The 25531-nt window shown below is 73.5% G+C and carries 3 protein-coding genes; 1 reads left to right on the top strand and 2 read right to left on the bottom strand.

Annotated elements, in window-relative coordinates; translation table 11 throughout:
* Positions 1-144 precede the first annotated feature (144 nt).
* Entirely contained in the window at positions 145-1494 is a 1350-nt protein-coding gene (gene eccD / locus ACZ51D_RS23300) for a type VII secretion integral membrane protein EccD (protein ID WP_465618015.1), read from the top strand.
* A 248-nt stretch (positions 1495-1742) separates the two neighbouring features.
* On the opposite strand, the gene ACZ51D_RS23295 is transcribed toward eccD, so the two are convergent.
* Together ACZ51D_RS23295 and ACZ51D_RS23290 are read right to left on the bottom strand one after the other, a co-directional pair.
* Entirely contained in the window at positions 1743-2402 is a 660-nt protein-coding gene (locus ACZ51D_RS23295; protein WP_465618013.1) for a type VII secretion system-associated protein, read from the bottom strand.
* A 42-nt stretch (positions 2403-2444) separates the two neighbouring features.
* Positions 2445-25526 (bottom strand): scabin-related ADP-ribosyltransferase, encoded by a 23082-nt coding sequence (locus ACZ51D_RS23290; RefSeq protein WP_465663462.1) that lies wholly within the window; start codon positions 25524-25526, stop codon positions 2445-2447.
* Positions 25527-25531: the final 5 nt, after the last annotated feature.

Genomic DNA, 25531 nt, shown 5'->3' with positions numbered 1-25531 from the left:
GCTGACGGACGGTACGGCGCCCGGGGTTCAACGGCGGGTTGAACGCGGCGCGCCGGGCGGGCCGTTCATCCGGGCGGAGAAGGCAGCACACCACCGAGCCGGAGGACAGGCGTGAGCAGCAGTGTCGTCGCAGGATTGTGCCGATTGAGGTTCCATGCGCCGGGGGCGGTCTTCGAACTGGCCGTCCCCGCCGACGTACCGCTGGCCGACCTGCTGCCCGCCATCCTCGGCCACGCCGGGCCCGACCTCGCCGAGGAGGGGCTGGAGCACGGCGGCTGGGTGCTGCAGCGCCTCGGCGAGGACCCGCTGGACGAGGAGCGGAGCGCCGAGGCGCTGGGCCTGCACGACGGCGACGCGCTGTACCTGCGGGCACGCCACGAGGCGCTGCCGCCGGTGCACTTCGACGACCTGGTGGACGGCGTCGCCACCGGCATGCACGAGCGCGGCGACACCTGGCGCCCGGGCCTGACCCGGATCCTCTCGCTGGCCCTGGCGGTGACCGCGCTCGCGGCGGGCTGGGTGCTGCTGGCGCTGCCCGGCCCGGCCGCCCCGCGCGAGGCCGCGGCGGCCGCGGTCGCGCTCCTGCTGCTGCTCGGCGCGACCAGCGCCTCCCGGGCGATGGCCGACGCGGGCGCGGGCGCCGCGCTGGGCGCCGCGGCCGTGCCGTACCTGGCGCTGGCCTCGCTGCTGCTGCCGAACGGGCCGAGCGGCGACGACCTGCTCGGTGCCCGGGTGCTGGCGGCGTCCTCGGCCGGGGCCGGGGCGGCGGTGCTGGCCCTGGCGGCGGTCGGCGCGGCGGCGCCGCTGTTCCTCGGGGTGGCGCTGGTCGCGCTGCTCGGGGTGCTGTCGGGGGTGCTGGTGCTCGCCGGGCTGACGCTCGCCAAGCTGGTGGCGGTGCTCGCGGTGGTGGCGGTCCTGGTGGGTGCGTTCGTGCCGTCGACGGCCTTCCGGCTGTCCGGGCTGCGGCTGCCGATGCTGCCGCGCAACGCGGAGGAGCTGCAGGAGAACATCGAGCCGGTCCCGGCCGCCGCGGTGCTGCCCCGCGCGCTGGTCGCCGACGACTACCTGATGGCCCTGCACGCCGCCATCGGCGCGGTCTGTGCGGCCTGCCTGGCCGTCCTGCCCTTCGCGGACGGCTGGGCCGGCCCGGCCGAGGCCGGCACCCTGAGCCTGCTGCTCCTGCTGCACGGCCGGGCCGTCGGCAGCATCCGCCAGCGCCTGACCATCCTGCTGCCCGGCGTGCTCGGGGCGCTCGTCGTGCTCGCCCGGGCCACCGCCACCGCCTCGGCGACCGGGCGCCTCACCCTGGTGGGCGGCCTGCTGGCGCTGGCCGTCGCCCTCCTGGTCGCCGCCTGGACGGTGCCCGGCCGCCGCCTGCTCCCCTACTGGGGCCGGATCGCCGACATCCTGCACACCCTGTGCGCGCTCGCGCTGCTGCCGCTGGCCCTCCAGGCCTGCGGCGTCTACCACACGCTGCGCGGGCTCGCGGGCTGAGCCGGACGGGGGGGGGGGGGCCCCCCCCCGCGGGGGGGGGGGCCCGCGCCCCGCCCCCCCCCGGGGGGGGGGGGGGCCCGGGGCCCCCGGGGGCCCCCCCCCCCCCCGCGGGGGGGGGGGGGGCGGCCCCCCCGCGGGGGGGGGGCCCCCCCCCGCGGGGGGGGGGGGCGGGGGGCGGGGGGGGCGGGGGGGGCGCCCCCCCCGGGGGGGGGGGGGCGCCCCCCCCCCCCGTCCCCCGGCCGGGTGGCTCAGTCGAACGGGCGCAGCGGGTGCACCGGCTCCCCCGCGCGCTCGCGGGCGTCGAGGGCGGACCAGAGGGCACCCGGCTCCAGCCGCATGGCCGCCGGGGCACCGGGGTTGACCACGATCCCGAGGCCCGGCGGCAGCCGTTCCAGCAGCGTGCCGGGCCCGATCACCGCGTGGTCGGGGTTCCCCGCGGCGTCCAGCCAGGACCGCGCGGAGTACACCACCACCGCCGGCTTCCCGTCCGGGAGCCCGAACCCGCCGACGCCGCCGAACTCGTCCAGCAGCACGGCGAACCGGGCGGCGGCCAGCGCGCGGTAGACGTCCTCGGCCGGCCCGTACCCGGTCGCGGCCAGCTGGACGGCCGCGTCCACCGGGTCGGTCGGCGCCGGCCACTCGCGCGCCAGCGGCGAGGGGCGGTACTCCCCGTTCTCCGCGAACTCCTCGACGGTGCCGTCCTCCCCCGCGCGCCACCGCCCGATCACCGCCCAGTCCGGCGGCTCCCCCTCGCCCTGCCAGTGCGGGTCGACCAGTCCGATCCACTGCCCGGGCGCGGCCCTGGCCGCGGCCAGGATCCGCTCGGGTACCGGCCCCGGGCCCGCGTCGGGTGCGGGCGGCGCGGGTACGGGTGTCGGCTCGGCTCGGTCCTGGTCGGAAGCGGTCATCGTGGTCCTCTCGGTCGGTGGTGGCCGGCACTGCGCGTCCCGCTACTCGTAGTCGTCGTCGGAGAGCGGGGGCGGGTCGTCCAGCCTGCCGTAGACGATCCACTGGCTCTCCGGCGGCACCGTCTCCTCCCCGCCGTCCATCGGCTGGTTCCACTGCACGGCCGGCGGGATGATCCTGATGGGTGTCCAGTACATCCCGCTGCCGAAGAGGATCTCCAGTTCCTCCGGGCTCTCCGAGATCGCCGGCAGGAAGGCTCCCCGGGTGTTCTCGGGCACGAGCAGGTGCATCTGGATCAGCCGGCTGGCGAAGGACGGGTGCAGGTGCTCGCCCACCGTGGCGGAGATGTAGGTGGGTTCATGGACGAACTCACCGACCCGCAGCACCCGCGGGTGCTCCCAGTTCCCCACGAACGGCGCGCCCCGGCTCACCAGGAGCGGCGCCGTCACCGGGCAGAGCCCGATCGCGTCGTCGATGGCCGCGATGTGGTCCAGGATGGCCTGGCCGTTCGGCCGGGCGGCGATGTCCGCGTCCGGGTTCGTGTCCAGTTCCCACTGGGTTTCCTTGATCTGGTAGTACGAGAGCTCGTTGGCCGCGCTGCCGTCGCCGTCCTCGCTGGGCTGCGTGTAGAACTCCAGCGCGGCCTTGAGCTGAGGTTCCAGCTCCGCGACGAGGTCCGTCATCTGCCGCAGCGCGGCGTTCCGGACGGCGACCGCTTGCGGGTGCTGGGAGACCGTCATGTGGAACTCCAGCTGCGCGTACCGCACCTGGAAGTCGCGGGGCATCGCGGCGAAGTGGTTCTGGGCCAGCTGCCAGCCGCCGCTCTGCGCGAAGAAGGCCTCGGCGGCCTGGGTGGCGGTCGCACCGGCCTGCGGCCAGTTCGCCGGGTTGAGCCACCCTGCGGCCGGCGGCATGTGCTGGCCGACCGGCGGCGGCACGGCGCTGTTGTCCGAGTCCGACCCCACCGCGAGGTCGTTCAGCACGTTCGCGATGTCGTCGGCCGAGTGGTCGCTCGCCGAGTCGCCGTCGGTGGAGGAGTCGCTGTCGGTCGAGGAGTCGCTGTCGTCCGGGTGCTCGACCGCGTGCTCGACCGCGTACTCGGCGTCCGTGTGCTCGGCCTCCGCGTGTGTGCCCGCCTCCTCCGCGTCGGCGGCCAGCACCCGCTCCCGCATCCGTTCGACCTGGTCGAAGTCCCGGTGGCTGGGCCAGTAGGCCTCGTTCGGGATGAAGGTGACCTCTTGGGCGTAGACACCGGTCGCCGGGTCCAGGGAGACGTCCTCCACCAGCTCGACGCCCACGATGTACTGCGGGTCGATGCCGCCGGGGAACGCGACCTCGTCCTCCAGCTCCGCGAGGCCCGAGTGCTCCAGCGTGGCCCGGACGTCGATGCCGCCCGGCGCGTCGGTCACGTAGCGGCGGTGCGTGCCCCAGTCCACGTGCTGGGCCCGGTCGGAGCGCGTGGTGCTCACGAAGGACGACGCCTCGTTGTTCCCCACGTAGTCCCGCAGGTCGACGTGGCGGTTCTCCTGCCTCGGCGCCAGCCCGTGCTCGAAGACGTGCTCGTAGTCCTCCATGCCCGGCCGCTGCCGCTCCCAGCGGTACAGGAGGCCGAGGTCGTGGCGCCACACCGGCGTGGTGCTCTGCTCGGCCAGCAGCTCGCCCAGGTTGACGTCCCGGCTGGTCGCGATGGGTGGGTTGGGCAGCTCCGGGCCTACCAGCGCGTCCTGTTGCGGTGGCACCGCGTACCGGGGCGGTTCGAGGTCGGGATCCATCCGGACGCCCTGGGCGCCGAGGACGTCGGCCAGCAGGCGGTACTCGGGTTCCTGCGGCTGCCCGTCCTGGTGGTGGACCGCCTGGGGCTGCACCTGGTGGAGCAGGTTCCCGTCCACGTCGTAGTGGAACTCCCGGCCGTCCGGAAGGTAGTGGATCTCACCTCCGTGAGCGGGGTAGTGGATCTGTACGTGGTCGGGGAAGACATGGGTCTCCGAACCGTCCGAGTAGCGGTGGACCTCACGGTCCTGGTGCTGCTCGGACGCCACCAGGACGACCTGCTCCTGGCCGTCGGCGTGCCCGGCGTGGTCGCCGTACTCGCCGTTCCACATGTTGTCCAGCGCGTCATCCGGGTGCCGCGGCCCGGCGCCCCGGTCGCCGGGCGGGCGGACGGACAGGGGGCCGGACGGCGGTGTCGCGCCCGGGCTGTCGCCGGCGGGGTCCGGGTGGAAGGTCCGGAACAGCCCCGCCGATCCGTCCGGAGCGGCCTTGACGTACAGCCTGGCGGTCGACGGACCGTCGGGGCCTGCGGGCCTGCCGCTGACGCCGGTGCGGCCGGTCGGGGCGTGGACGGGCAGCCCGGTCTGCCGGGCGACGGCCTGGGCGTGCTCGGCGGACTCGCAGCTGACCAGCGCGATGGAGGCCGGTTTGCCGTTCACCGTGTCCTGTGCGTCGGCGGCCTTCCGGGCCAGGTCGGCGAGCTTGCGCTTGAGCAGCCCGCCGACCTCGGTGCCGCTGACGCCGTGGGCCTTGGTGCCGTCGGCCAGCGGGAGGTCGAACCCGTGCGGTCCGGCGTGGGCGGCGAAGAAGTAGGTGTGCTCCCCGTCCCACGGCACCCGCTGGGGCGTACCGGTGACGAGGCCGTCGGCCGTGCGGGGTACGAAGGTGGTGACCTCGCTCAGCTCGGGGTAGAGCTGGGCCCTGGACGCCCAGTCGGCGTCGTCGAACAGCGCCTGTCCGCGTTCCTGACCGGAGGCGTCGGTGATCGGGTGCGTGCGCAGCTGCCCGTCGGGAACGGTCCGGCCGTCGTTCAGCCGTACTCCGCCGGACGGCGGCGCGGGCTGCTCGGTGTGGTCGGTGCCGGCGCCCGGCCGCCGGGCCGGGGCTTCGGTGGCGGTGTTGTCCGACTCCTCGGCGGGCACCTCCCTCGCCCTGAGCCGGACGTAGGTGACGCCGTCGTCCGTCCGGGTGGGCGTGCGCTCGGTGACCTGCATCCGGGCGCCGGGCAGGAAGAGGACCTCGTCCTCCTCCATGTGCGAGGAGAACGGCGCGATGTCGCGGCCGTTGTGGCCCGTCGCGTCCAGTTCCAGCAGGACCCGGTACTCGTCCTCGCCGTCGTACTTCTTCATGAAGCCCAGCGAGGTGCCCTCGTTGGTGCTGAAGCTCGCGAACGTCCGGTGCTGGATGACGTCGCCGCCGTACTCCGGACCGGGAGGCCGGCCGGTCGGCTTCGACGGGTCCTCCAGCGTGCCGTCGCCGCGGAACAGCTTCCCCTGCGCCGCGGGCAGCAGCTTCAGGGCGTCCGCCAGCAGGTGGCTGTGCAGCGCCATCTCGTGCTGGATGCCGGCCAGTTGCTCGTCGGTCAGGGAGTCGGCGAGGTGCCACGGGTCGGTCCGCTCCCGCATGCCCTCGGCCAGCTGCGGAAGCGCCGTGATCGACTGCGGCAGGGCGGTGCCCTCGTCCCCGTAGCGCTTGGCGATCAGCGCCGCGATCTTTCCCCGGAGCGCGGGGACGGCCCCGGCGCCCGGGTTCTTGAGCAGCACGTTGAGCAGCGAGTAGGCCGGCCCGGTGTAGGTGTAGAGCGCCACGAAGTGGGCGTGGCCGAGCAGGTCGGTCACGGCCTTGGGGTTCTCGACGCCGTTGCGGGTCATCCAGTTCTGGTAGGCCTTCACGCCGGGCGCGGGGGCGGGCTCGGTCTCCGCCAGCATGTCCCGGCGGTTCGCCGTCTCCTGGAGGACCGCCTCGTCGACCTCCTTCGAGGTCAGGGCCCACTCCAGGTAGGTGCGCTCGTGCGGCAGCCCGACCGTGAGCGTGTCCGGCGCGGGGTGTTCGGACGTCGGCCCGATCGGCCCCTCCCAGCCCTCCACCGGCGGGCGCAGCTCGAACAGCGGCACCCCCGGCAGGTTCCGGTACAGCTCGGCGCCGTCGGCGTATTCGTGGTCGGGGAACGCCCCGGCGAGCCGCATGCCCGCCACCACCTCGTGCAGCGAGTGCTCGCCGCCCGTCAGCAGGGACGCGTACAGGGCCCGCGCGAACGGCTCGTGCCCGGTTCCGCCGAGCCGCAGGTACGCGTGCATGGCGTCGGCCGCGGCCCGGGACACCCCGGAGACCGTCCGGATGCCCCGGCCCGCGAGGTCGGCGTGCCAGGCGGCGTCGGCCTGCGGGACCTCGGGGCGGCCGGCCGTGAACCGCGGGTCGCCGGCGGCCCGCTCCCGGAACGCCTGCATCACCTCGTGCAGGCTCCCGTTGGCGACCAGGTCGGCGTACTCCGCCGTGCCGCTCTCCTCGGCCAGCTTCCGCAGCGCCTCGCGGGCCTCGTGGAGCGCCCGGGGGTCGCTCGCCGTCCACTCCCCGAGCTGCCGCTCGAAGTCCTCCGTGTGGTGCCGGTACCGCGGCTCGTCGAAGACCGCGTGCCGTACGGCCACTGCCATGGGTGGCGGCTGCGGGTCGAGGTGCAGCGCGGAGAAGGAGGACGCGACGTCGTGGAGCTGCTGCTGGTCGGGGACCGGTCCGCCGGTCTCCGACTCCGCGACGGAATGCTCCCCCGTGGCGTGCTGCTGGTCGGGGACCAAGGTGTCGGCGCCGAACTTCACCGCGCCGGCGAGCGGGCCGCGCACGCGGTGCTCCTGGACGGTCGGGTACTCGGCCCTGCCGTCGTCGCCCGCCAGGTAGGCGCCGAGCAGTTCGGTCGGGGTGTTCCTGGCGATGCGCAGCCAGTTGCCGCCGGGGACGATCACCGGACGGCCGCTCGCCGTCACGCCGACGCCGGAGGAGACCACCAGGTGGCCCGGTCGACCGGTGTCCACGGTGCCGTCCGGATGGCGCGCCTGGGCGAACCAGACCCGGCCGTCGGCGGCGTAGGCCACCGCCTCGGTCAGGCCGCCGTCCCACACGTACTGCATGACCTCGCGCACGTACTCCTGGTCCGGCCGGGAGTTGAGGTCGCAGCCCACGAAGCGCAGCGGCTTCACGCCGTCCCAGGCGTCGTCGGCGCGGAGCTTGAGCAGCCCGCGCGCGATGTCCGCGGGCGCGACGGTGACGTGGTCCAGCACCGGCACGCCGTCGGAGGTGTGCATGGCGAGGGTGAGGTAGTCGTCCGCGTGCGGGAAGTGCGGGAACACCGACTCGGTGAGCGCGCGCCAGTCGTCGCCCCGGGCGCCCACCCAGTAGAAGTCGGGCCGGTCCAGCGGGAGCAGTTCGGAGGCCGGGGCGTTCCCGGGGTCGCGCCAGGCGTGCTCCAGCGCGGCGACGGTCACCGCGTGGCCCGGGCGCTTGAGCCCGTCGACCAGCGTGACCAGGTGTTCCAGGTCGGCCGCCGCGACCTCGTCGCCGTTCGACCCGCGCAGCTTCCGGACGTAGTCCTCCAGGTGCGTCCGGGTGACCGGGTGGCCCGTCGGCACGGACAGGGCCTCGCGGACCAGGTCGGCGGTGCGGCGCACGCGGGTCAGACCGTCCAGGGTGATCCGGTCCGCGCCCCGCAGCTCCTGGGCGAGCTTCGCGGTGTGCCAGGCGTTCGTGCTCGCCTCGCGGCGGGCCGCCTCGCCCGACAGCAGCTCGGTGAACCGGCCGGGGAGCGGGCGCCGGTGGTCCGCGCCGATGTGCTCGGCCAGCGGCCACAGGTCCTCGTGGGTGCGCAGCTTCGGGATGTTGGCCAGCTCGGCCAGCGTCTGGTGCAGCCGCAGGTCCTCGGTGGTCGCCTTCGGGAACGCCTCCGGTGCGGACCGCTCGGTGAGGTCGATCCGCTCGTAGCTCTGCCGGGAGGCCGGGTCGTAGACGATCTTCCGGGCGGTGAGGTCGAAGGTGCTGCCCGGACGGATGAGGACCTCGTCCTCGCCCTGCTTCTCCGAGAACGGCTGGATGTCGAAGGCGCTGCCGCCGCCGTCCACCGCGTAGTGGACCAGGGCGGGGTGGGTGATCGCGAGCTGCTCGCGGGTCTGCATGAAGTTCCGCGCGACCCGTTCGCTGGTGCTGGTGCTGACGAAGTCGCGGTTGCGGTAGGTCGAACCCGCGTAGGTGGGCGACAGCCGGCTGCCGAGCGAGTTCAGCGGGCCCACCACCCGCTCCCCGCGCCAGAGTTCCCCGCTCCACGTGGGCAGCTTGGCCAGCGCCTCGTCCAGCAGCTCGGTGTGCACGAGGAGCTCGCGCTCGATCCTGGGGAGCTGCTGCTTCACGGCGGGCCGCAGGGCCGCCCAGTCCTCGTCGGAGCGGTCGCGTGGCGCCCGGCTGAGCAGCGGCGCGAGCACCGGGTCGTGCCTGAGGATGGACGGCAGGAGGCTCGGGTGCCGGTTGTCCAGCAGCTGGTTGATCTGGTACTCCAGCGCGGTCCGCCGGCTGAGCGGACCGAACCGCAGCATCACGTTGATCAGCGCGTGCGTGGGACCGCTGTAGAACGCCAGCGCGTCGAAGTGTGCGGGGGTCAGCCGGTCGAGCACCTCGTGCGCGGTCAGATGGTTACGGTCCAGCCAGTCGACCACTCGCTGCGAGACCTCGGACTCGCCGTCCCGGACGGCCTCGAACGCGGCCCGGTTCGCGGCCGAGGCCCTCCTCGTCGGCTCGTCGGACCAGCCGTTCTCGGCGCGTGGCTTGGCGAGCAGCTCGTGGTAGGCCGCCTCGTGCGGCAGCATGCCGTACTCGCCGAGCTCGGCACGGACCCGGTGCTGCGGGATGCCCGGGACGTGCTGGTACATCGAGGACACGTCGCCCAGCGCGTGCGTCGGGATCGGGGGCAGCTCGCCCACCAGTTGCGCGCCCTTGAGGATCTCGTACAGCGAGTGGTCGCCCAGCGGCAGCATCCAGCCGGTCAGGGCCAGCAGCATGTCCTGCGGTTCGCTGTCGTGGACCTTGAGCAGCCGGAAGCCGTTCAGCATCTTCGCCGTGGTGGCCGAGTTGCCGGTGCTGACCGGCATGTTCTTGCCGAGGTGGGTGTCGCCGTACCAGGCGGACTTCTCGTTGACGGTGTTGAGTGAGCGGCCGGACTTCCAGGCCAGCGGCCCCGCGCCGCCGTCGTGCCCCTGGAACGCCAGTTCCCTGGTGCTCAGCGGCATGCCGCGCTCGGCCAGGTGCGTCGCCGTCAGGTCGTTCAGCGGCACCTCGCGCGGCTGCCGGGCCTTCAGGCTGGCCAGGTACTCCGCGCCGGCCTTGAGCGGCTCCGCGCCCTGCTTGATCACGGTGCCGGTGCCGAAGTGGTCCTTGGTGAACATCGACTCCAGGCCGGGCACCTTCCCGAGGAACGCGCGCAGACCGCCGTTGAGGAAGTCCGCCTGGGTCTTCAGTACGCGCAGGTCCAGGCCCATCGCCTCGGCGCGGGCGGAGTCCCCGGTCTCCAGCAGCGCCTGCAGCACCTTCTTCAGGCCGTGGTCGGAGTCGTTGACGTAGGCCGCGTTGTAGAACGCGGTCATCAGTTCGCGGGTGTTGCCGGTGCGCATCATCGTCCGGAACTCGGCCAGGGTGAGGTCCACGCCGACCTGGCCGGCGGAGCTCTTCTCGTCCTTGAGGAAGACCTTGTAGAGCTCGCCCTCGGCGACCGTCGGGTGGGCGGCCCGCAAGGCGTCGTAGAGCCGCTGTACGGCGTTGCGGGCCGCGGCCTGCGCCTTGGGGTGGCCGTAGGCGAGGGCGCCCAGCTTGGCCTCGAAGGCCACCGCCCGCCGCTTGTGCTCCGGGGTGGCGTGGAGCTCGTGCTTGGGACCGGTGCCCAGGGGCTGCAGGCCACGGCGATCGGTGATCGGGTGGTCCGGCGTGACCTCGGCCAGCGGATGCGGGTCGTGCAGCTGCGGGCCGTGGACGGCGACGACCTGGACGACGGGACCGTGCGCGCCCGCGCCGTCGTTCACCGGCGCGGCGTTCTCGTGCTGCGGCCCGGCGTTCTCGTGCGGGGGCGCGGCGTTCTCGTGCTGCGGCCCGGTGGGCGGGGTCTCGCCGTTGCGGGGCACCCGGAGGTGCAGCCATTCGCCGCCCGGTTCCACCCGGGGCCGGCCGCCGGCGTCCCAGCCGACGTCCCGGCTGACCACCAGGTGCGTACGGCCCTGGTGCGAGGCCACCCAGAGCTTGCCGTTGGTGACGAACGCGTCCAGTTCCGCGTCCGGGAGCCGTTCGCGCAGTGAGGTCAGCACCTGCTCGACGTAGGCGCGGGCGTCGCAGGCGGCGAACCGCAGCGGCCGCCCGTCCCACTCCCCGCTGCGGTGGAGCTCGGCCAGCCGGTCGGCCAGGGCGTCCGGGTGCAGGGTCCCGCCGTTCCAGCCGGGCGCCCCGTCCTCGGTGACGGCGTGGTAGGCGATGGTGAAGTAACGCGGGTCGTCCTGGATCCGGCGCACGTTCCGCTCGACCTGCTCGCGCGTGGCGGGACCGGCCGTCGGGTCGTGCAGCACGTGCACGCCGCCGTCGTGGTGCGGGGTCAGCGCGCGGGCCACCTGGACCGCGAGCGGGAGGGCCTGCGGCAGGGCGTGGCCGCCGGGGTGTTCGGGCGTGAACTGCGTCCAGTGGTCGGCGGGTGAGAGGCCGAGGGTGGTGTGGGCGTGCGGGATCTCCAGCTCGATCGGCACCAGACCGGCCGCCGACCGGTCGCCGCCGAGCTGCCGCACCACGGTGGTGTCGCCGTTGCGGAGGTCCAGTTCGACCTTGACGTAGCCGGTGTAACGGGCCATCGGGGTGGCCGCCTTGGCGTTGGCCACGGTGCGGCCACCGGCCTCGGTGACCACGCCCAGACGCTGCCGGTGGGTGCCCCCGCCCAGCACCGAGGCGGTGCCCTCGACCTTGCCCCCGAGGTCGCCCTGGGCACCGGCCTGCGCCCGGACGTTCCACTGCCGCCCGGTCAGCTGCGTGCTCCGGTGTCCGCCGCCCGACTCGTTCGCCGGGCTGAGCGCCGCCGCGGCGTTGTCCCCGTGGTACTCCAGCTGGACGAGGGACAGCCGGACGGTCACCTCGGCGTCGTCGACGAACCAGCGCCGGCCGACCGACGGGGTGGCGACCGGCCTCTGCTGTCCGGCCGGCCCGGTCGCCGGGGCCAGCAGCGAGGAGAGCTGGGCGTGGCTCAGGCCCGCGGTGACCATGGGCTCCAGCCGCTTCCAGGTGCCCTCGCCGAAGAACCGCGGGCCCTCGATCCGGAGCAGGCTCCGCAGGCCCGAGGTGTCGCCGGCCCAGCGCAGCACGTCCCCCGGGCGCAGGCCGGAGGTGAACACCTCGGCCGGCGGCACCCGCAGCTCCCGCGCGGCGACCACGCCCTGCCGCCGCCCCCGCAGGGTGGGTCCGTCGGCGGCGCGGTCGCGTTCGGTCAGCACGTCGGCGTGGATGACGGTCTCCGAGACCGTACGGCGCAGCCGCCACTGCGGGACGACGGCGTTCCCGGCCTCGGTCAGGCTGTGGACGGCCGCGCGCAGCCCGGACCGCGGCGGCTGGACGGGGGTCGGCACCGGCCTCCCGTCGCCGGGCAGTTGCAGCGCGGGCCGGCGCTCCATCACCACGGACAGCCGGATGTCGGCCCGGTGCGCCTCGGCCGCGACCTTGGACTTGACGGCCGTTCCGGTCACCAGGACGTCCCGGCGGTGCTCCAGCGCGTCCTGCCGGCGGGTGTGGGTGACGCCGCCGCCGGCCACCACGGCCACGCCGGTGCCCAGCGGGTCGGTCGTCGCCAGCACGGTGACGCCGACCGAGTTCGCGTGCCCGCTGCCGGAGTTGGTGCCGACCTCGGAGCTGGTGAAGGCGGTCTGCGCGCCGGCGCCGATGTTGAACTCGACCTGGGCGGCGTCGCCGGACTTGGTGATCCGGTCCACCGAGGCGGTGATCCGCACGGTGCTGCGGCCGTGCGTCAGGACGATCTCGTGGCCGGAGGTCATCGGCTTCAGCAGCGGGTGCAGCCGGTCGAAGTCGAGGGCTTCGAGGAGCTTGGCCTTCATCCCCGTCCAGTCCCGGCCGAGGACCGCCTTGCCCCGGTCCTCCAGGCTCGCGACCACCCGGGAGACCGCGCCCGGCCCGCTGTGCACCAGGCCGTTCCCGGCGTCGAGGAGGACCCGGGTGACGATGTCGGAGGAGCCGATCCGCTGGTCCGGCAGGTGCCGGACGGGCGGGCCGTCGTTCACCGGCGGCCGGACCACCTCGCGGTGCGGCGCGGCGATCACGACGGGTGTCGGAACGGTGGTCTCGGCGAGCGACCGCTGGAGCGGGCCGGGGACGAATCGGATCGTGAACGCGGCGTCGCCGTCGAAGAGTTCGGCTGTCTCGGTGCTCTTGCCGCGGCTGTTGGTGCCGCCGGTGCGCTCGATGGTGAGGCCCCGGACGCTGTCCCGGGTGTGGGCGTACTCGCCGGTGACGCTCACGTGCGGGACGGTGCCCTTGAGCGAGAGGCCGCCGCGCCAGCGGCTCATCCGGTCCCAGCTGTAGCCGATCGTGGTGCGCTGCTGGCTGCCGAGCTCGAACTCGAACCCGTTCACCGTGCGCCGGTGCCGCAGGGCCAGCGGGGCGACGGTGACCTCCACCGTGCCCTTCCAGTTCCCGGTGTCCACGGACAGCTTGATCCCGCCGCCCCGGCTGAGCCGGGACAGCGAGGCGGTCAGGCCGGCCGTGTCGAGCTGCGCGGCGAGCCGGGCCGAGGCCCGGGCGCTCACCGGGCCGGCCGTTGCGAGGACGCGCTCGACCTCGCCCAGCACGCTCGGGCCGCGCCGGCCGACGCTCAGCACCACGTCGGAGTGGCCGAGCCGGTCGGGGACGCGCAGGTGCGCGGGGGGCTGCCCGGTGGCCTGCGGCCGGACCGGCGGCTGCGGCTGCGCCTCGTCCAGGCGCGGGGGCGCCGCCCCGTCGAAGGGGTTGGCGATGACCCGGCTGTTACGGGCCCGGGGCTCGGTGTGCGCCTGCTCCATGCTCAACGAGGCGTCCAGCCGGACCGGGTCGCCGTGCGGCTTCCCGTTCACCGTCAGGTGCAGCTCGAAGGTCGCGTCATAGAGCACCTGGGCGCTGCGGTACTTGCCGTTCGCGTAGCTCTTGGCCGAGTCGCCGCCCCGCCAGCCGTCCCGGTCGCGCACCTCGTGGGTGACCGTGGCGGTGCCCTGGAGCGAGTCCTGGAACGGCTTGCCGTTCTCGTCCAGGACGTTCTCCCGGGTGTGCACCGGCCCCTTGCCGAAGCCCTGCGCCGTGATGTTGCGGCTGTCGGAGTTCAGGAACCGCTGCGACGCGAAGGTGGTGCTCTCCCGGACCGGGTTGAGGTCCGCCGAGTCCTGCTCCCGACGGTAGGTCAGCGTGGTGACGTGCGCGGTGACGCCGATGCCCAGCTTGCTCAGCGCGCCGAGCGTGACCGCCGGGGTCCGCAGCGGGACGTCGTGCGTCATGCCGACCAGGTGGGCGCCGACGGCGGCCTGCGAGAACGCCCGCAGGACGTCCTGCCGGACCGCGCGCCAGGCCTTCTCGCCCAGCTGGACACGGCCGATCTCGTCCAGCCGCGCGTGCAGCGGGGCGACGCTGTGCACGTCGCGGACGACCGTGGTGACGGGCAGGCCGGTGTACCCGGCCGCGCCGGGCCAGATGCCGGTCGGCGGGTGCGGGACCGGGGTGCCGGGCGGCAGCGCCGTGGACTCCTGGTGCGCGACGGGACCCGCCTGCCCCTGGTCCGTGTGGGCGGGGGCCTGGACGGTCTCCGAGCGGTCGACGACCACCCGGAACCCGAGCCCCGCGTCGACCGAGCGGGCCTGGACGGGCCGCAGCCCGCTGCGGCGGGCGCCGAACTCGATCTCGATCCGCGCCTCGCCCTCGAACACCACCGCCGTGGACTTGACCTTGGTGCCCAGCCCCAGGTCGTCGCCCCCACCGTGCAGCCCGACCTTCTCCCTGCCGGTCCTGGCACCCGCGCCGGCTCCGCCGCCGCCGTTCTTGGCCGAGCCGGTCGCGCTGAGCGGCAGCGGGAACTGCCACCCCGAGCTCCTGGTGTTCTGCTCGACGTGCGTGCGGGAGGTGCCGGTGGCGATGTTGAACTCGGTGGTCGGCAGGTCCGCCGTCTGCCCGATCCGGTGGATCCGGGCGTTCTTCAGGGTGAGGGCGGTCGTGGGACCGAGGGGGACGTCCAGCTCGATGGTGCGGGTCTCGCCCGACATCAGAGCCTTGAGGTCCTGGTGCAGCGTGTTGAGGTCGACCTCCTCGAGCAGCTTGGCCTTCAGCGCGGGCCAGTCGCCGCCGAAGTGCTCGGCTGCCTGCTCCTCGAAGCCGGCGATGAACTCGGTCATGCCCTTGGCGCCGGGCCGGGGCGCGTTCAGCTCGTTGAGCTGGACCCCGTCCGCGGTCACGACGGGCGCCTCCCGGTGCGGCAGCGCCCAGACGTCGGTGACGACGTGCGGGCCGGCCAGCCGCCCGCCCTCGCGCGAGCCGGGCGGCGGCAGCAGCAGCGGTCCGTCGAGCGGCCGCGGCGCACCGGTCTCCCGGAGCGGGACGGCGACCCGGGCCGTCACGTCCACCGGCCCGATCCGCTGCGGCAGTGCCTCGCGGGGCACCTCGGCGCCGTGATGGGTGAGGTTCAGGAAGTCCACCGTCAGGCGGAACTCGGTGTCGTAGAGGACGGCGGTCTCCACCGTCTTGCCGCGGGCCACCATCCGACTGGCCTGCGCGTCGGTCATCCCCTGCTGCCGGCCGTGCTGGTAGCCGGCGGTCTCGGTGAGGTCGGCGGGCTTGCCGAACTTGAACTTGCCCTGGGCGCCGACGTTCAGCTGCCAGAGCCGGTCCTTGGTCACGCCGACCGAGGTCTGCCGCTCCGAGCCGTACTCGAACTCGAAGTTCTCGGCCGTCCGGACGAAGGTGCCGTGGCCGAGCCCGGCCGCCATCCGCACGGTTCCGGACCAGCTGCCCGCCGAGAACGGCACGTCCCACTGCTCGCCCCGGGACAGCGCCGTCAACTTGGCCTGGAGCGTCTCCGCGCCGAACAGGCTCTCGGCGAGCGTCCTGGCCGCCGGCTCCTCGCCGTGCAGCACCCGGCTGAACCGCTGGGTGAGCCGGTCGAGGATCTGCGTACGGGTGCCGCCGAGCCCGATCAGCACGTCCGAGGCGGCCAGGCCGTGCTCGTCGATCCGCGACGGACGGACCGGCGTCACCGGGCCCTGCACGACGTGCTCGCCGTCCGCGTCCACCACGACGTGCCCGGGCTGCAGCACGTCCTCACCGGTGTGCACGGACGCGTCGTCGTGGTGCGACGCGACGTCCTCGTGCACCACCTCGTTCCCGTCGTGGTGCGGCTGGACGTCGTTGCGGGCGAACTTCAGGTCGCCGGACAGTTCCGTGACGACCTGGTCGTGCTCGACCTGCTGGTAGCCGCTCGCGGACAGGTCGAGCACGTCGTTCTCCCGCGGGAGGTTGGCCCCCGGGGCGTAGGGGTGGATCTCGAGCCACCTGCCGCTCCCCTTGGCGATCACCGGGAATCCGTTGGCGTCGAACCCCACCTTGGCCGCCGCCACGAAGGCCCGGCCACCGGTCGGCTGGAGCGGATCGCCGGCGTGCGGCGCCGGGACGGGCGCGAACCAGACGTCCTGCCTGGCGGCCCGGATCTTGATGTCCATGCCCGCGTCGTGAAGCTCCTTCTGAAGGGACCGCAGGTACCCGCCGCTGCCGGCCTCGGCGAGGCGGCACGCGTCGAACTCGATGTTCTTCGTGCCGTCCCAGTGCCCGTCCCGCCGGAGCGACTGGATCATGGCGCGCATGTCCGCGGGGGCGATCCGGTATCCGCCGACCGTGGGGTACGCCTCGTGGTCGGTGTGCACGACGATCCTGAACCAGTCCTTCGACGTGCTGAGGAACCCGAACTCCGGCAGCGCACTGCCGTCCAGCACCCATCCGTGCGTACCGCCGTCACCGTCGACGAGCGGCCGGCCGGGGTCGGACCAGTGCGGAACGGTCATGAGGAGCGGCACGGAGTGCGTCGGCGCTCCGGCCCCGGCGGCGTTCCCCGCGGGCGGGCCCGCGTTCTGCTGCGCCGCGTCCTGCTGCGGGTCCGCTCCGGCCTGGTCCAGCGCGGCGTGGTCGGCCCAGAAGCCCGCCTCGGTCTTGCCGCCGCCGACCGGCAGGGTGTGAAGCGCCGGACCGACGATGCTGCCCTCGTCCACCTCGTCGACCGTGAACTGGGTGGCCTCGCTGTCGAAGTAGGCAGCCGTGCTCTCCGGGGACGCGCCGTACTTCAGCCGGAACCACGTACCGGGGTTGGCGTACACCGTGTCCCCGGCTGCGTTGCTACCGGCCCGCTCGGCGGCGACGACGTGCCAGGTCCCGAAGGCCGTCCGGACGAGCCAGACCTTCCCCCGCGCCGCGAACACGGTGATCCGGTGGTCCATCCGCCACAGGTGCTCGAGGACCTGTTCGGTGAACGGCCGGTGGCCGTCCGCGTGCAGGTCCGTCGCCAACAGGCGCAACGGTGTGCGGGCGGGGTCCCACCCGCCCTCGGTCGTCAGCGCGTAGACGGCGTGCGCGACGTCGGCCGGAGTCAGTGGGGAACCCTTCAGCCGGGGCAGACCGTCAACGGTCGGCATCAGGACGCTGAAGTGGTCCCCCTCGAACTCGCTCGCCCTCAGGGCCCGAACGACGGCCTCGTGGTTCGGGGAGTGCTCACCGAGCACGTGCACGGCGCGTCCGACCGGCTCGGTGGTGACCAGGTTCGCCGCGCCCCAGACCCTCCGGAGCTGCTCCATCGCCGCGCGGTGGTCGGTGTACGTGACGTCCCGGGCGACCGCCACCAGTCGGCGGAGATCGCGCTTGTGCGTCTCGGCGTTCTGGGTCACCTGCAAGGAGAAGCGGTGCAGGTCCTCCAGGGTGACCCGGTGGTCGGGCCGGAGGCGGAGTTCGGTGCGGGCGAGCGTCGCGACCAGCGACACGTCGGTGAGTTCCGCGCGGCTGGTACCGGCCGTCCCGTGCAGGGTGGCGACGATCCTGGCCGTGTCCCAGGCGTGTTCCGTCGCCCGCTGGACCAGGACCGGGTCGGGCGTACCGGCCCCGGCACCCTCGGCGCCCGGCATTCCCAGGTGGGCGCCGATCGCCTTCGCCAGCGGCCACAGGTCACGGGCGTACCGGACGTCGGTCCCGTTGCCGAGGCGGGCCAGCTCGGACCTCAGCTCCTCGTGGAGCTTCCGGGGCCACTCGGGCGACCCCTCCGACCACTCGAACGGTCGCGGTGCCCCGGTCTCCACCTGGTCGATCCGCTCGTACGGTCCGGTGTACGAGGATCCCCTGCCGAGGTGCGTGGCCGTGAAGACCGCTCCCGGTTTGACCAGGATCTCCTGTTCCTCGAGCAGGAAGCGGGAGAACGGCGTGATGTCGACACCGCTCTCCCCGGCCAGTCGGATCCGGCGGAGGACACGGTGGGCCAGCCAGTACTTGGCGAGGTCCCGGTCGGGCAGCAGGAACCTCTCCGCCGTCTCGATGAGTCGGCTGGTGCTGAGCAGCGCCTCGCTGCTCTGCGTGCTTCCGGCCCTGGCCCGGAGCAGTCTCTCCAGGCCCTCCAGCCGGCCGGGCGCCCACTCGCCGCGATAGACGACCCCGGTCGCGCCCGGCAGCTTGTCCAGCGCCTCCACGATCATCTCGGCGTGGATCCGGAATTCCGTCTTCAGGTCCGGAAGCATCGCCATCGCCAGCCGGTAGGCCTCCGCGGAGTCCTCGGCCGTCCGTAGCTCCGGAGTGGACTTCGCGAGCAGCGGCCCGAGGACCCGGTGGTCCCGGAAGACCGAGGGGAGGCTGCCCACCGGCCCCTTCAGCAGATTGTCGATCTGCTTGCCGAGCGCCTGGTCCAGTGTCACCGCGCCGTCGTGCTTGAGCAGCACGTTGATCAGCGGGTACGCCGTCCCGGTGTAGATGTTGAGGGCCTCGACGTGGGCCAGGCTCAGCCGGGCACGGAGCTGGGTGGGCGTCAGCCCGATGGTGCCCAGCCACTCCCGCTCGTGCGGGAGGAGGTTGGCACCGTTGCCCGCCGTCATGCGCGCCCACACCACGGCCACCTGGTCCAGTTCCGCCTCCTTGTACCCCCCTTGATCGCGCGGCCGGGCGACCAGGTCGTGGTAGGCCGACTCGTGCGGGAGCATCACGGACGCCTGGCGCAGCGTGCCCTCGGGCAGGCCGGGCACGTGCCGGTACATGACGGCCGCCTCGGTCAGCGAGTCGGCGGGCACGGGCGGGAGCTCCTGGGCGAGGTCGGCCCCCTTGAGGATCTCGTAGAGCGTGTGGTCGCCGAGCGGCAGCATCCAGCCGACCAGGGCCAGCAGCATGTCGTCGGGGGAGACCTCGGGGACCTTCAGCGCCTGGAACGCGGTGAGCATCTTGGCCGTCGTGGCCGACAGACCGACACTGAGGTGCAGTCCCTTGTCGTTGCGGGTCTCCCCGTACCACGCCGACGAGGTGTTGAGCTCGTACCGGGAGCTGCCCGTCACCCAGTGGAGGCCGCCGGTCGGACCGGTCACCTGGAAGCTGAGCTCGCGCGGGCTCAGCGGCATGTCCCTGTTGATCGCCACCGCGTCCACCGGCATCGGGACCGGGCGCTCCTTACGGGCTTTGGCGCTGGTCAGGAACTCCATCTGTTCCGTGTAGGGGGCCTTGTGGAAGGTTGCTCCTGTGGCGAAGTAGTCCCTGGCGAAGTAGCTGGCCTTCGTGACCGTGGAGGGCATCCACCGGCTCGGACTGTTGAGGAACTCCAGCCGCTCCGGCACCTGGGAGGTGTCCAGGCCGAGCATGCGCAGTCGGTAGCCGATGTCCGCCGCCGGGCGGTCGGCCAGGTCGTTCAGCAGGTATTTGAGGGAGAGCGGGGCCGTGTCCTTGTTCCCCTGGGCGTAGGAGGCGTTGAAGAACGCGGTCATCAGCTCACGGAGGTTGCCGTCGTCCGCGAGCATCGAGTGGAACTGGTCCAGGGTGAGGTTCTCGCCGACCTGCCCCGCCGAGGTGACGTCCCCGCCCAGGAAGACCTTGTACACCCGCTCACCGGTCGGGTCGGCGTGCGCGAGCTTCAGCACGTCGTACAGCCGGTACACACTGCTGCGCGCGGCCCGCAGGGCCCTCGGGTCGTCGTAGGCGAGCTTGCCGACGGCCTCCTCGAACCTCCGCACGGCGGCGTCGTACTCGGGCCTCGCGTACAGACCCTGCCGTCCGACGCCGAACTCGTGGGCCTCCGGGTCCGGCTTGACGATCGGGTGCTGCGGCTCCGGGTGCTCGGGGGCCGGGTGCTCGGGGGCCGGGTGCTCGGGGGCCGGGTGCTCGGGGGCCGGGTGCTCGGGGGCCGTCGGCATCGGAGCCGACTCCTCGCCGGGGTGGCCCTTGACGTGGGTGACCTGCACCTCGGGGTGGTCCGGCGAGGCGGACAGCCGCACCCAGGACCCGCCGCCCTCGACCCGCGGGAGTCCGGCCGCGTCGAAGCCGACCGTGCGGGCGACCACCAGCTGGTGCGTGCCGTCGGCCTTCTCGTGGTCCGGCCGCGACCAGAGCGAGCCGCCCGGCGCGTCCACCTGGACCTTCAGCTCCGGCCGCAGCTCCCGCAGCGCGCCGAGGAATCGGGCGGCGTACGAGTCCGCGCCGCCCCGGCCCGCGTCGCAGCCGGCCAGCCGCAGCGGACGGCCGTCCCAGACACCCCGGTCGTACAGGTCGAGCGCGGCCCCGGCGAGCTCGTGCGGCGTGACCGGCCGGCCGTTCCGGCTCGGCGCACCGTCGGGGCCGGTGCCGTGGAACGCGAGGGTGAAGTGGGTGGGGTCGGCCGGGAAGTGGGCGAGCGCCCGCTCGGTGGCCCGGGGCGCCGGCCCGAGGTCGGCCACCCAGTGCACGCCGGGACGGACCTCGGTGATGTGCACGGCGTCGGCGGACTCGTGCGGGGCGACCGGACCGTGGACCACGGTCGGCGCCACGACGGGTGCCTCGACGTGCTCGGTCGGCGCGGGGGTGTCGTCCGCGCTGCGGCCGACCGTCCGGACCGGCTCGGCGGGGGCGACGGGCTCCTCGGGCTCGGTCGTGGTGCGGGGCTCGTTCCCCTCGTGCAGGGGCTCGTTCCCCTCGCGCGCGGGGTCGTTCCCCTCGTGCGGTTCCGCGTCCTCGCGGGTCTCCGGGCGCTCGCGGCGCCCGCCGCCGGACTCGCGCTGGACCGGGGCCAGGACGTCGAGGATCTCGTCGACGTCGCGCTCGCGGCCGCGGTCCTCTTCCGCCTCGTCGAGCCGGGGCTCCTCGGCCCGGGGCTCGTCGTCGCGGAGTTCCTCGGGCCGGGTCTCCTCGTCGGCCCGCGGCTCCTCCGGTCGGGACTCCTCGCGGCGGGCGAAGGCGTCCTCGTGGGTGCGCTCGTGGGTGCGCCAGGAGACCTCGTCCAGGTGGGCGAGCTTCCACAGCTCGCGGTAGCGGTCGAAGAACTCGTCGCCGTACTCGCGCTTGAGCGCGGCGGCCCGGTCCTCGGCGAGGACGTGCGGCCGGGCCAGGTCGTCGAAGCCCCGGGCGGCCTCCCGGAGGGCGGGCGCGACCTCCCGTTCGAAGGCGGCGTGCTCGTCCAGTTCCCCGGCCAGCTCGTCCTGGCGCCGGCGCCATTCGTCCCGGCGGGCCGTCAGGTCCTCGCGGGTGCGGAACACCTCGTCGAAGGCGCGGCCGGTCCGGTCGGCGTGGCCCTCGGCAAGCCGCTCGGCGGCGTGCTCCGACAGGCCGCCGTGCGTGCGGGCCGCCACGTCGGCGGTGGTCTCGGCGACGCGGTGGGCCGCCTCGCGGGCGGCCCGGTACATCAGGAGGTCGCGGACGTTGCCGGCGTCGGTGAGGCCCTCGATCGCGCGCCGGAGGGCGTCCGGGCGGTCGGCATACTCGGTGACCCCGCGGTCCAGGGCCTCGGCGAGATCCCGGGTCACGCCCTCCGTCGCCCGGTGGACGTCACCGGCGGTGACGCCGTACTGCTCGGCGAGAGCACTGTCCTCGGGGTGCAGGTGCCAGGATCCCGCCGCCTGCTCCGCTTCGGCGAAGGCGCGGCGGATCGCCGCCTCGCGCGCCGCGTGGACGGCGAACTCGTGGGGCAGGCCGCTGACGTGGCCGCCCAGGGCCAGGGTGAACAGCTCCACGGCCTCCGCACGCTCGCGGCGCGGTCCGGCGGAGGAGTCGAGGGGGCCGGCGATCTCGGCGAAGTCCTGGGCGACCCGCTCGCGCAGCTGCTCCTTGACCGCCTTCACGGCGGCGTCTGACAGCTTCACGGGCCCCGTCACCCCGGCGGCGGCCAGCAGTTCGCGGTCGGTCGCCGGGAGCCGGTCGTACCAGCCCGAGTCCCGGACCGCCCCGTCGACCAGGCGATCGGCCTCCGCGAGGGCGCGTTCCCGGTCGGCGCGCACGGCGAGTTCCTCGCGCAGGTGCCCGGTGAGCCGGTCCAGGGCCTCCCGCGCCCGGCCCGTGGCCTCCTCGACGACGTCCTCGGCCTGCCGGACCGGCCCGGCGCCCTCCGCCGGAACCGCCGTCAGATCGGGGACGTTCTCCGGCCGGGTGTAGAGCCGGGCCGCCTCGTCCTCCGCCCGCTGGAGGAACCCGCCCTCCGAATCCGTCCGGATCGTGCCGAGACCGGCCTCCGGGATCCGGGCGGGCTCGTGGGTGGGCCCGGTGCCGTCGCCGATGAGCCGCGGTGAGCCCAGGGAGTCCAGCGCGTCGTCGAAACGCTCGCGGGCCATCCGGACGAAGGCCTCGCGCACGGCCGCGACGCGCACCAGCCCGTCGAGGTCGGCGAGGATCCGCTCACGCTCCTGCGGCCGCTCCGCCAGTTCCCGGTACATCGCGTCCCTGGCCCTGCGGTGCACCGCCGCGGGCAGGTCCGCCGGGGCGTGCTCGGGGAAGCGCACGGACCCCTCGGCGAACTGCTCCGCCAACCGCGCCTCCGCGGCCTCGTCGTACTCGTGGCCGCTGTCGTCGGGGTCCCTCCGGTGCCGCTCGGCCGCGTCCGAGAGCTTGGCCTCGTAGTCGTCCTGAAGGTCCCGCTGGGTCTGCCGCCACCGCGCCTCGCGCTCGCCGTCCGCCTCGACGCGGATGTGCTCGGGCGCGTCGGCGTAGTGGTACGCGTGGCCGGACGCGGTCCGGTCCGACGACGGCGTGGACCCGTGCGGCGGCGGGACCTGCTCGGACCGGGGGTCCTCGCCGAACCGCCCGGAGTCGGGCATCGGCTTGTCGACCTCGCCGCGGAGGTAGTTGTCCGGCAGCTTCGAGGGCTTCGTGGTCACGAGCAGCAGGGGATCCTTGACGGGCCCCTCGGCCGGCTCCTCCGTGGGCGTCGTCCCCTCGATGGGCGGCTTCCGCTCGGCGTTCCCGTTGGTGTACTCGTGCCAGTTGCCGCCACCCTCGACGACCGGGCGGCCTTGCCCGTCGAAACCGACCTTCCGGGCGACGATCAGGTTTCCGCTGCCGACGCCCGGCGCCGTCATCGTCCTCGGGCCGCTGAACCCGGGCACCACCCAGACCGGCCCGTCGGCGGCCCTCGCCCCAAGTCCGGTGAGTCCCTTGACCTGCCAGACGTGCTCCATCACCTCGGCGACGAAGTTGACGTGCTCCGCGCCGTTCAAGCCGCAGGCGATGAAGTCGAGGACCTTCCGGTCCTTGAGCTGCCCGTGCTCGCCCAGGGCGATGACGGCGTCCGCCACGTCCTTCGGGGACAGCTCGACCCCGTCGCGGGTCGGCAGGCCGTCCGCGTTGGTGTGCATCACCAGGGCGTAGCGCGAGGCGTCGTCCGGCCGCTGTTTGAGTGCCTGCAGGGCCGCTTCGGAGGGCGGGTCGCCGACGACCCAGGCGTTGCGGTCCTCCGCGGACAGGGGCCGGCCGTGCGTCGAGGCCGCGCCGTAGTCGGGCGCCGGCACGTGCTGCGTGGTGGTGCCTTCCGGCGCCGGGTGGGTGACCGGGGTGTCGTTGCCGGTCCTGTCACCCTGGGCGGTGTGGTCGACCTGGGCGGTGTGGTCGACCTGGGCGGTCTGCGGCCGAGGGGTGTCCGGCTCCTCGTGGACGACCGGCCGCTGCTGGTTCTGCCCCTCGTGCTCGCCGGTCGTCGGCACCCGGCCGGGCGTCTCCGTCGCGGAGCTCGTGGCGTGCGCGGGGGGCGTCACGGGCTCGGCGGACTCCTCCGGCGTCCGCTTCGGTCCCGTCTCCTCGCCGCCGACCGTCGAACTCCGCTTCGGCGGCTCCGGCGTGGAGGCGTCGGAGGACTTGGACCCGCCGGAGGAGGTCTTCGCCCCGTCGTCCCCGCCCGTCATCTTCGTCCGGCTGCCCGCCGGGGGCTCCGCGGTCGTCTTGTTCCCGTTGTTCCCGCTGTTCCCGGACGACGTGGACGAGCCGTCCGAGTCCGTCTTCAGGTTCTGCGGCCGGGCGCCGTCGAGGGGGCCGGTCCCGTGCTCGTTGTCGCCGACGAAGATCCCCTTCGGCGGCCCGCCGACGCTGCCCCCTCCCTCCGGTCGGGAGACCCACAGCGAGGTCGGGTGGCCCATCAGGTTGGAGACCACGGCCAGCGGGAAGCGGGCGTAGTTGGGGAGTTCCAGGTCCTGGAGCTTGAGCCGCAGCGGGCCGCCCGCCATGTGGCCGAGGTGGCCGAGCGCCCCCATCGCGACGCCGCCGTAGAAGCTCTCGACGGAGACGGTGAACTTGTGCTCCTCGCCGAAGGTCAGGTTGTAGGCCCCCTCGGTGATGACGTTCTGGACGCCCCCCTTGAGCCAGCCGCCGACGCCCTCGCCGAGCCGGTACAGGAACTGCCCGGCGGTCTGCGGGTGCAGGCCGTCCATCAGGCCCACCGCGCGCTTGGCGAGGTCCTGGGTGGCCGTGACGGTGTCCGTGAGGTGCTTCGCCTCCGCCTTGAGGAAGTCCAGGTGCTTCGTCTCGCTCTCCAGCAGGCTGCCGCCGAGGTGCTTGAGCTCGTTCTGCATCTGCCCGATGTGCTTGGTGAGGCCGTCCAGGGCCTTGAGGTCGACCATCCCCGCGGTCTCGACCAGCGACCTCACCATCTTGTTGAAGGCGCCGAGGTCGATGGCGTGGCGGGCGCCGTCGGCGGCGAGCCGGGAGGCGATCAACCGCCCTGCGGCATTGGCGAGTTCCGCGTCGATGCCGTGCTGGACGAGGTCCTTCTCGAACAGCTCGCCCATCTGCTGGGCGAGCTTCTCCACCTTGCTGAGCTTCTGCGCCACGTTCTCGAGGGCCTCCCGGCCGGCGCCGATGACACCCTTCTCGCCGCTCTCGACGAAGCCCTTCTTGACCTGGTCCGCGATCTCCCCGAGGGCGTTCCGCTCGGCGTTCTTCGCGCTGTTCTTCGCGGCGTCCTTCGCGGAGTTCTTGGCCGCGTTCTTCGCCGCGTCCTTCGCGGCGTTCTTCGCGATGTCCTTCTCGACGATCTTGAGGGCGTCCTTGACGGTGAGCCCCGAGGTGTTCCGCATGAGCTTGAGGACCTGGTTCAATTCGGCCGTGCCGAGCGTCTTCAGCTCGTTCTTGAACTCGGACCCGGCCAGCATCTTGAGTTCGGCCTGGAGGTCCTTGCTGAGGCCGCGCCCGAAGATCCGTCCGAACAGCTTGCCGGCGCCGAAGGTGAGCAGTTCCAGCGGGCCGGTGAGCAGGCCGTTGATCGCGCCCATCTCGATGGCCTGGATGAAGGACTCCTTCTCCCACTTGTCCTTGTGGCCCTTGCCGATCTGGATGCCCTGGATGATCCCGTCCATCAGCATCGCGGTGGTGATGGACAGGAACTCGTGCAACAGGAGCTGCTTGAACAGCCAGATGAAGACCTGCTTGATCACTTCGCCCGCGACCTTGTAGGCGACGAAGATCTCCGCGAGCGAGCCGCCGAAGGTGATCGGCAGCATGGCGATGGCCCAGGCGATCTGGGCCACCAGCTGGATCAGCTGGGCGATGATCATCCACTTGGCGTACTCGACCTGGTTGGCCACCTTGTGCGCGAACTCGCCGAGCTGCTTGGCCATCATGCCCGCGGCCGTGACGTAGTCGGTGCCGCCGTCCTCACCGATGAGCTGGCGCATCTTGCGCATGAACTCGTCGGCCGCCTGGCCCTCGAAGCTGTCGCGGCAGATGTTGACGAGTTCGACCAGGTAGCCGCGGAGCTCGGGGATCTTCTCGTTGATCAGCAGGTAGTCGTCGCCCGCCGTGCGCAGGTTGTCCTCGTTCGCCTCCGGCCACTTCATCCCGGTCACGATGCTGAAGAACTTCGCCAGGCCCGGCGGCAGCATGATCG

This window comes from Kitasatospora sp. NPDC033851, assembly GCF_055576085.1.
Note: the sequence above shows the minus strand (reverse complement) of the source record. Positions and strands in the feature narration are given on the sequence as shown.

Coding starts and splice junctions, on each gene's coding strand:
- ACZ51D_RS23290 (WP_465663462.1), bottom strand. CDS start 25,526: ATGCTGCCGCCGGGCCTGGCGAAGTTCTTCAGCATCGTGACCGGGATG.
- ACZ51D_RS23295 (WP_465618013.1), bottom strand. CDS start 2,402: ATGACCGCTTCCGACCAGGACCGAGCCGAGCCGACACCCGTACCCGCG.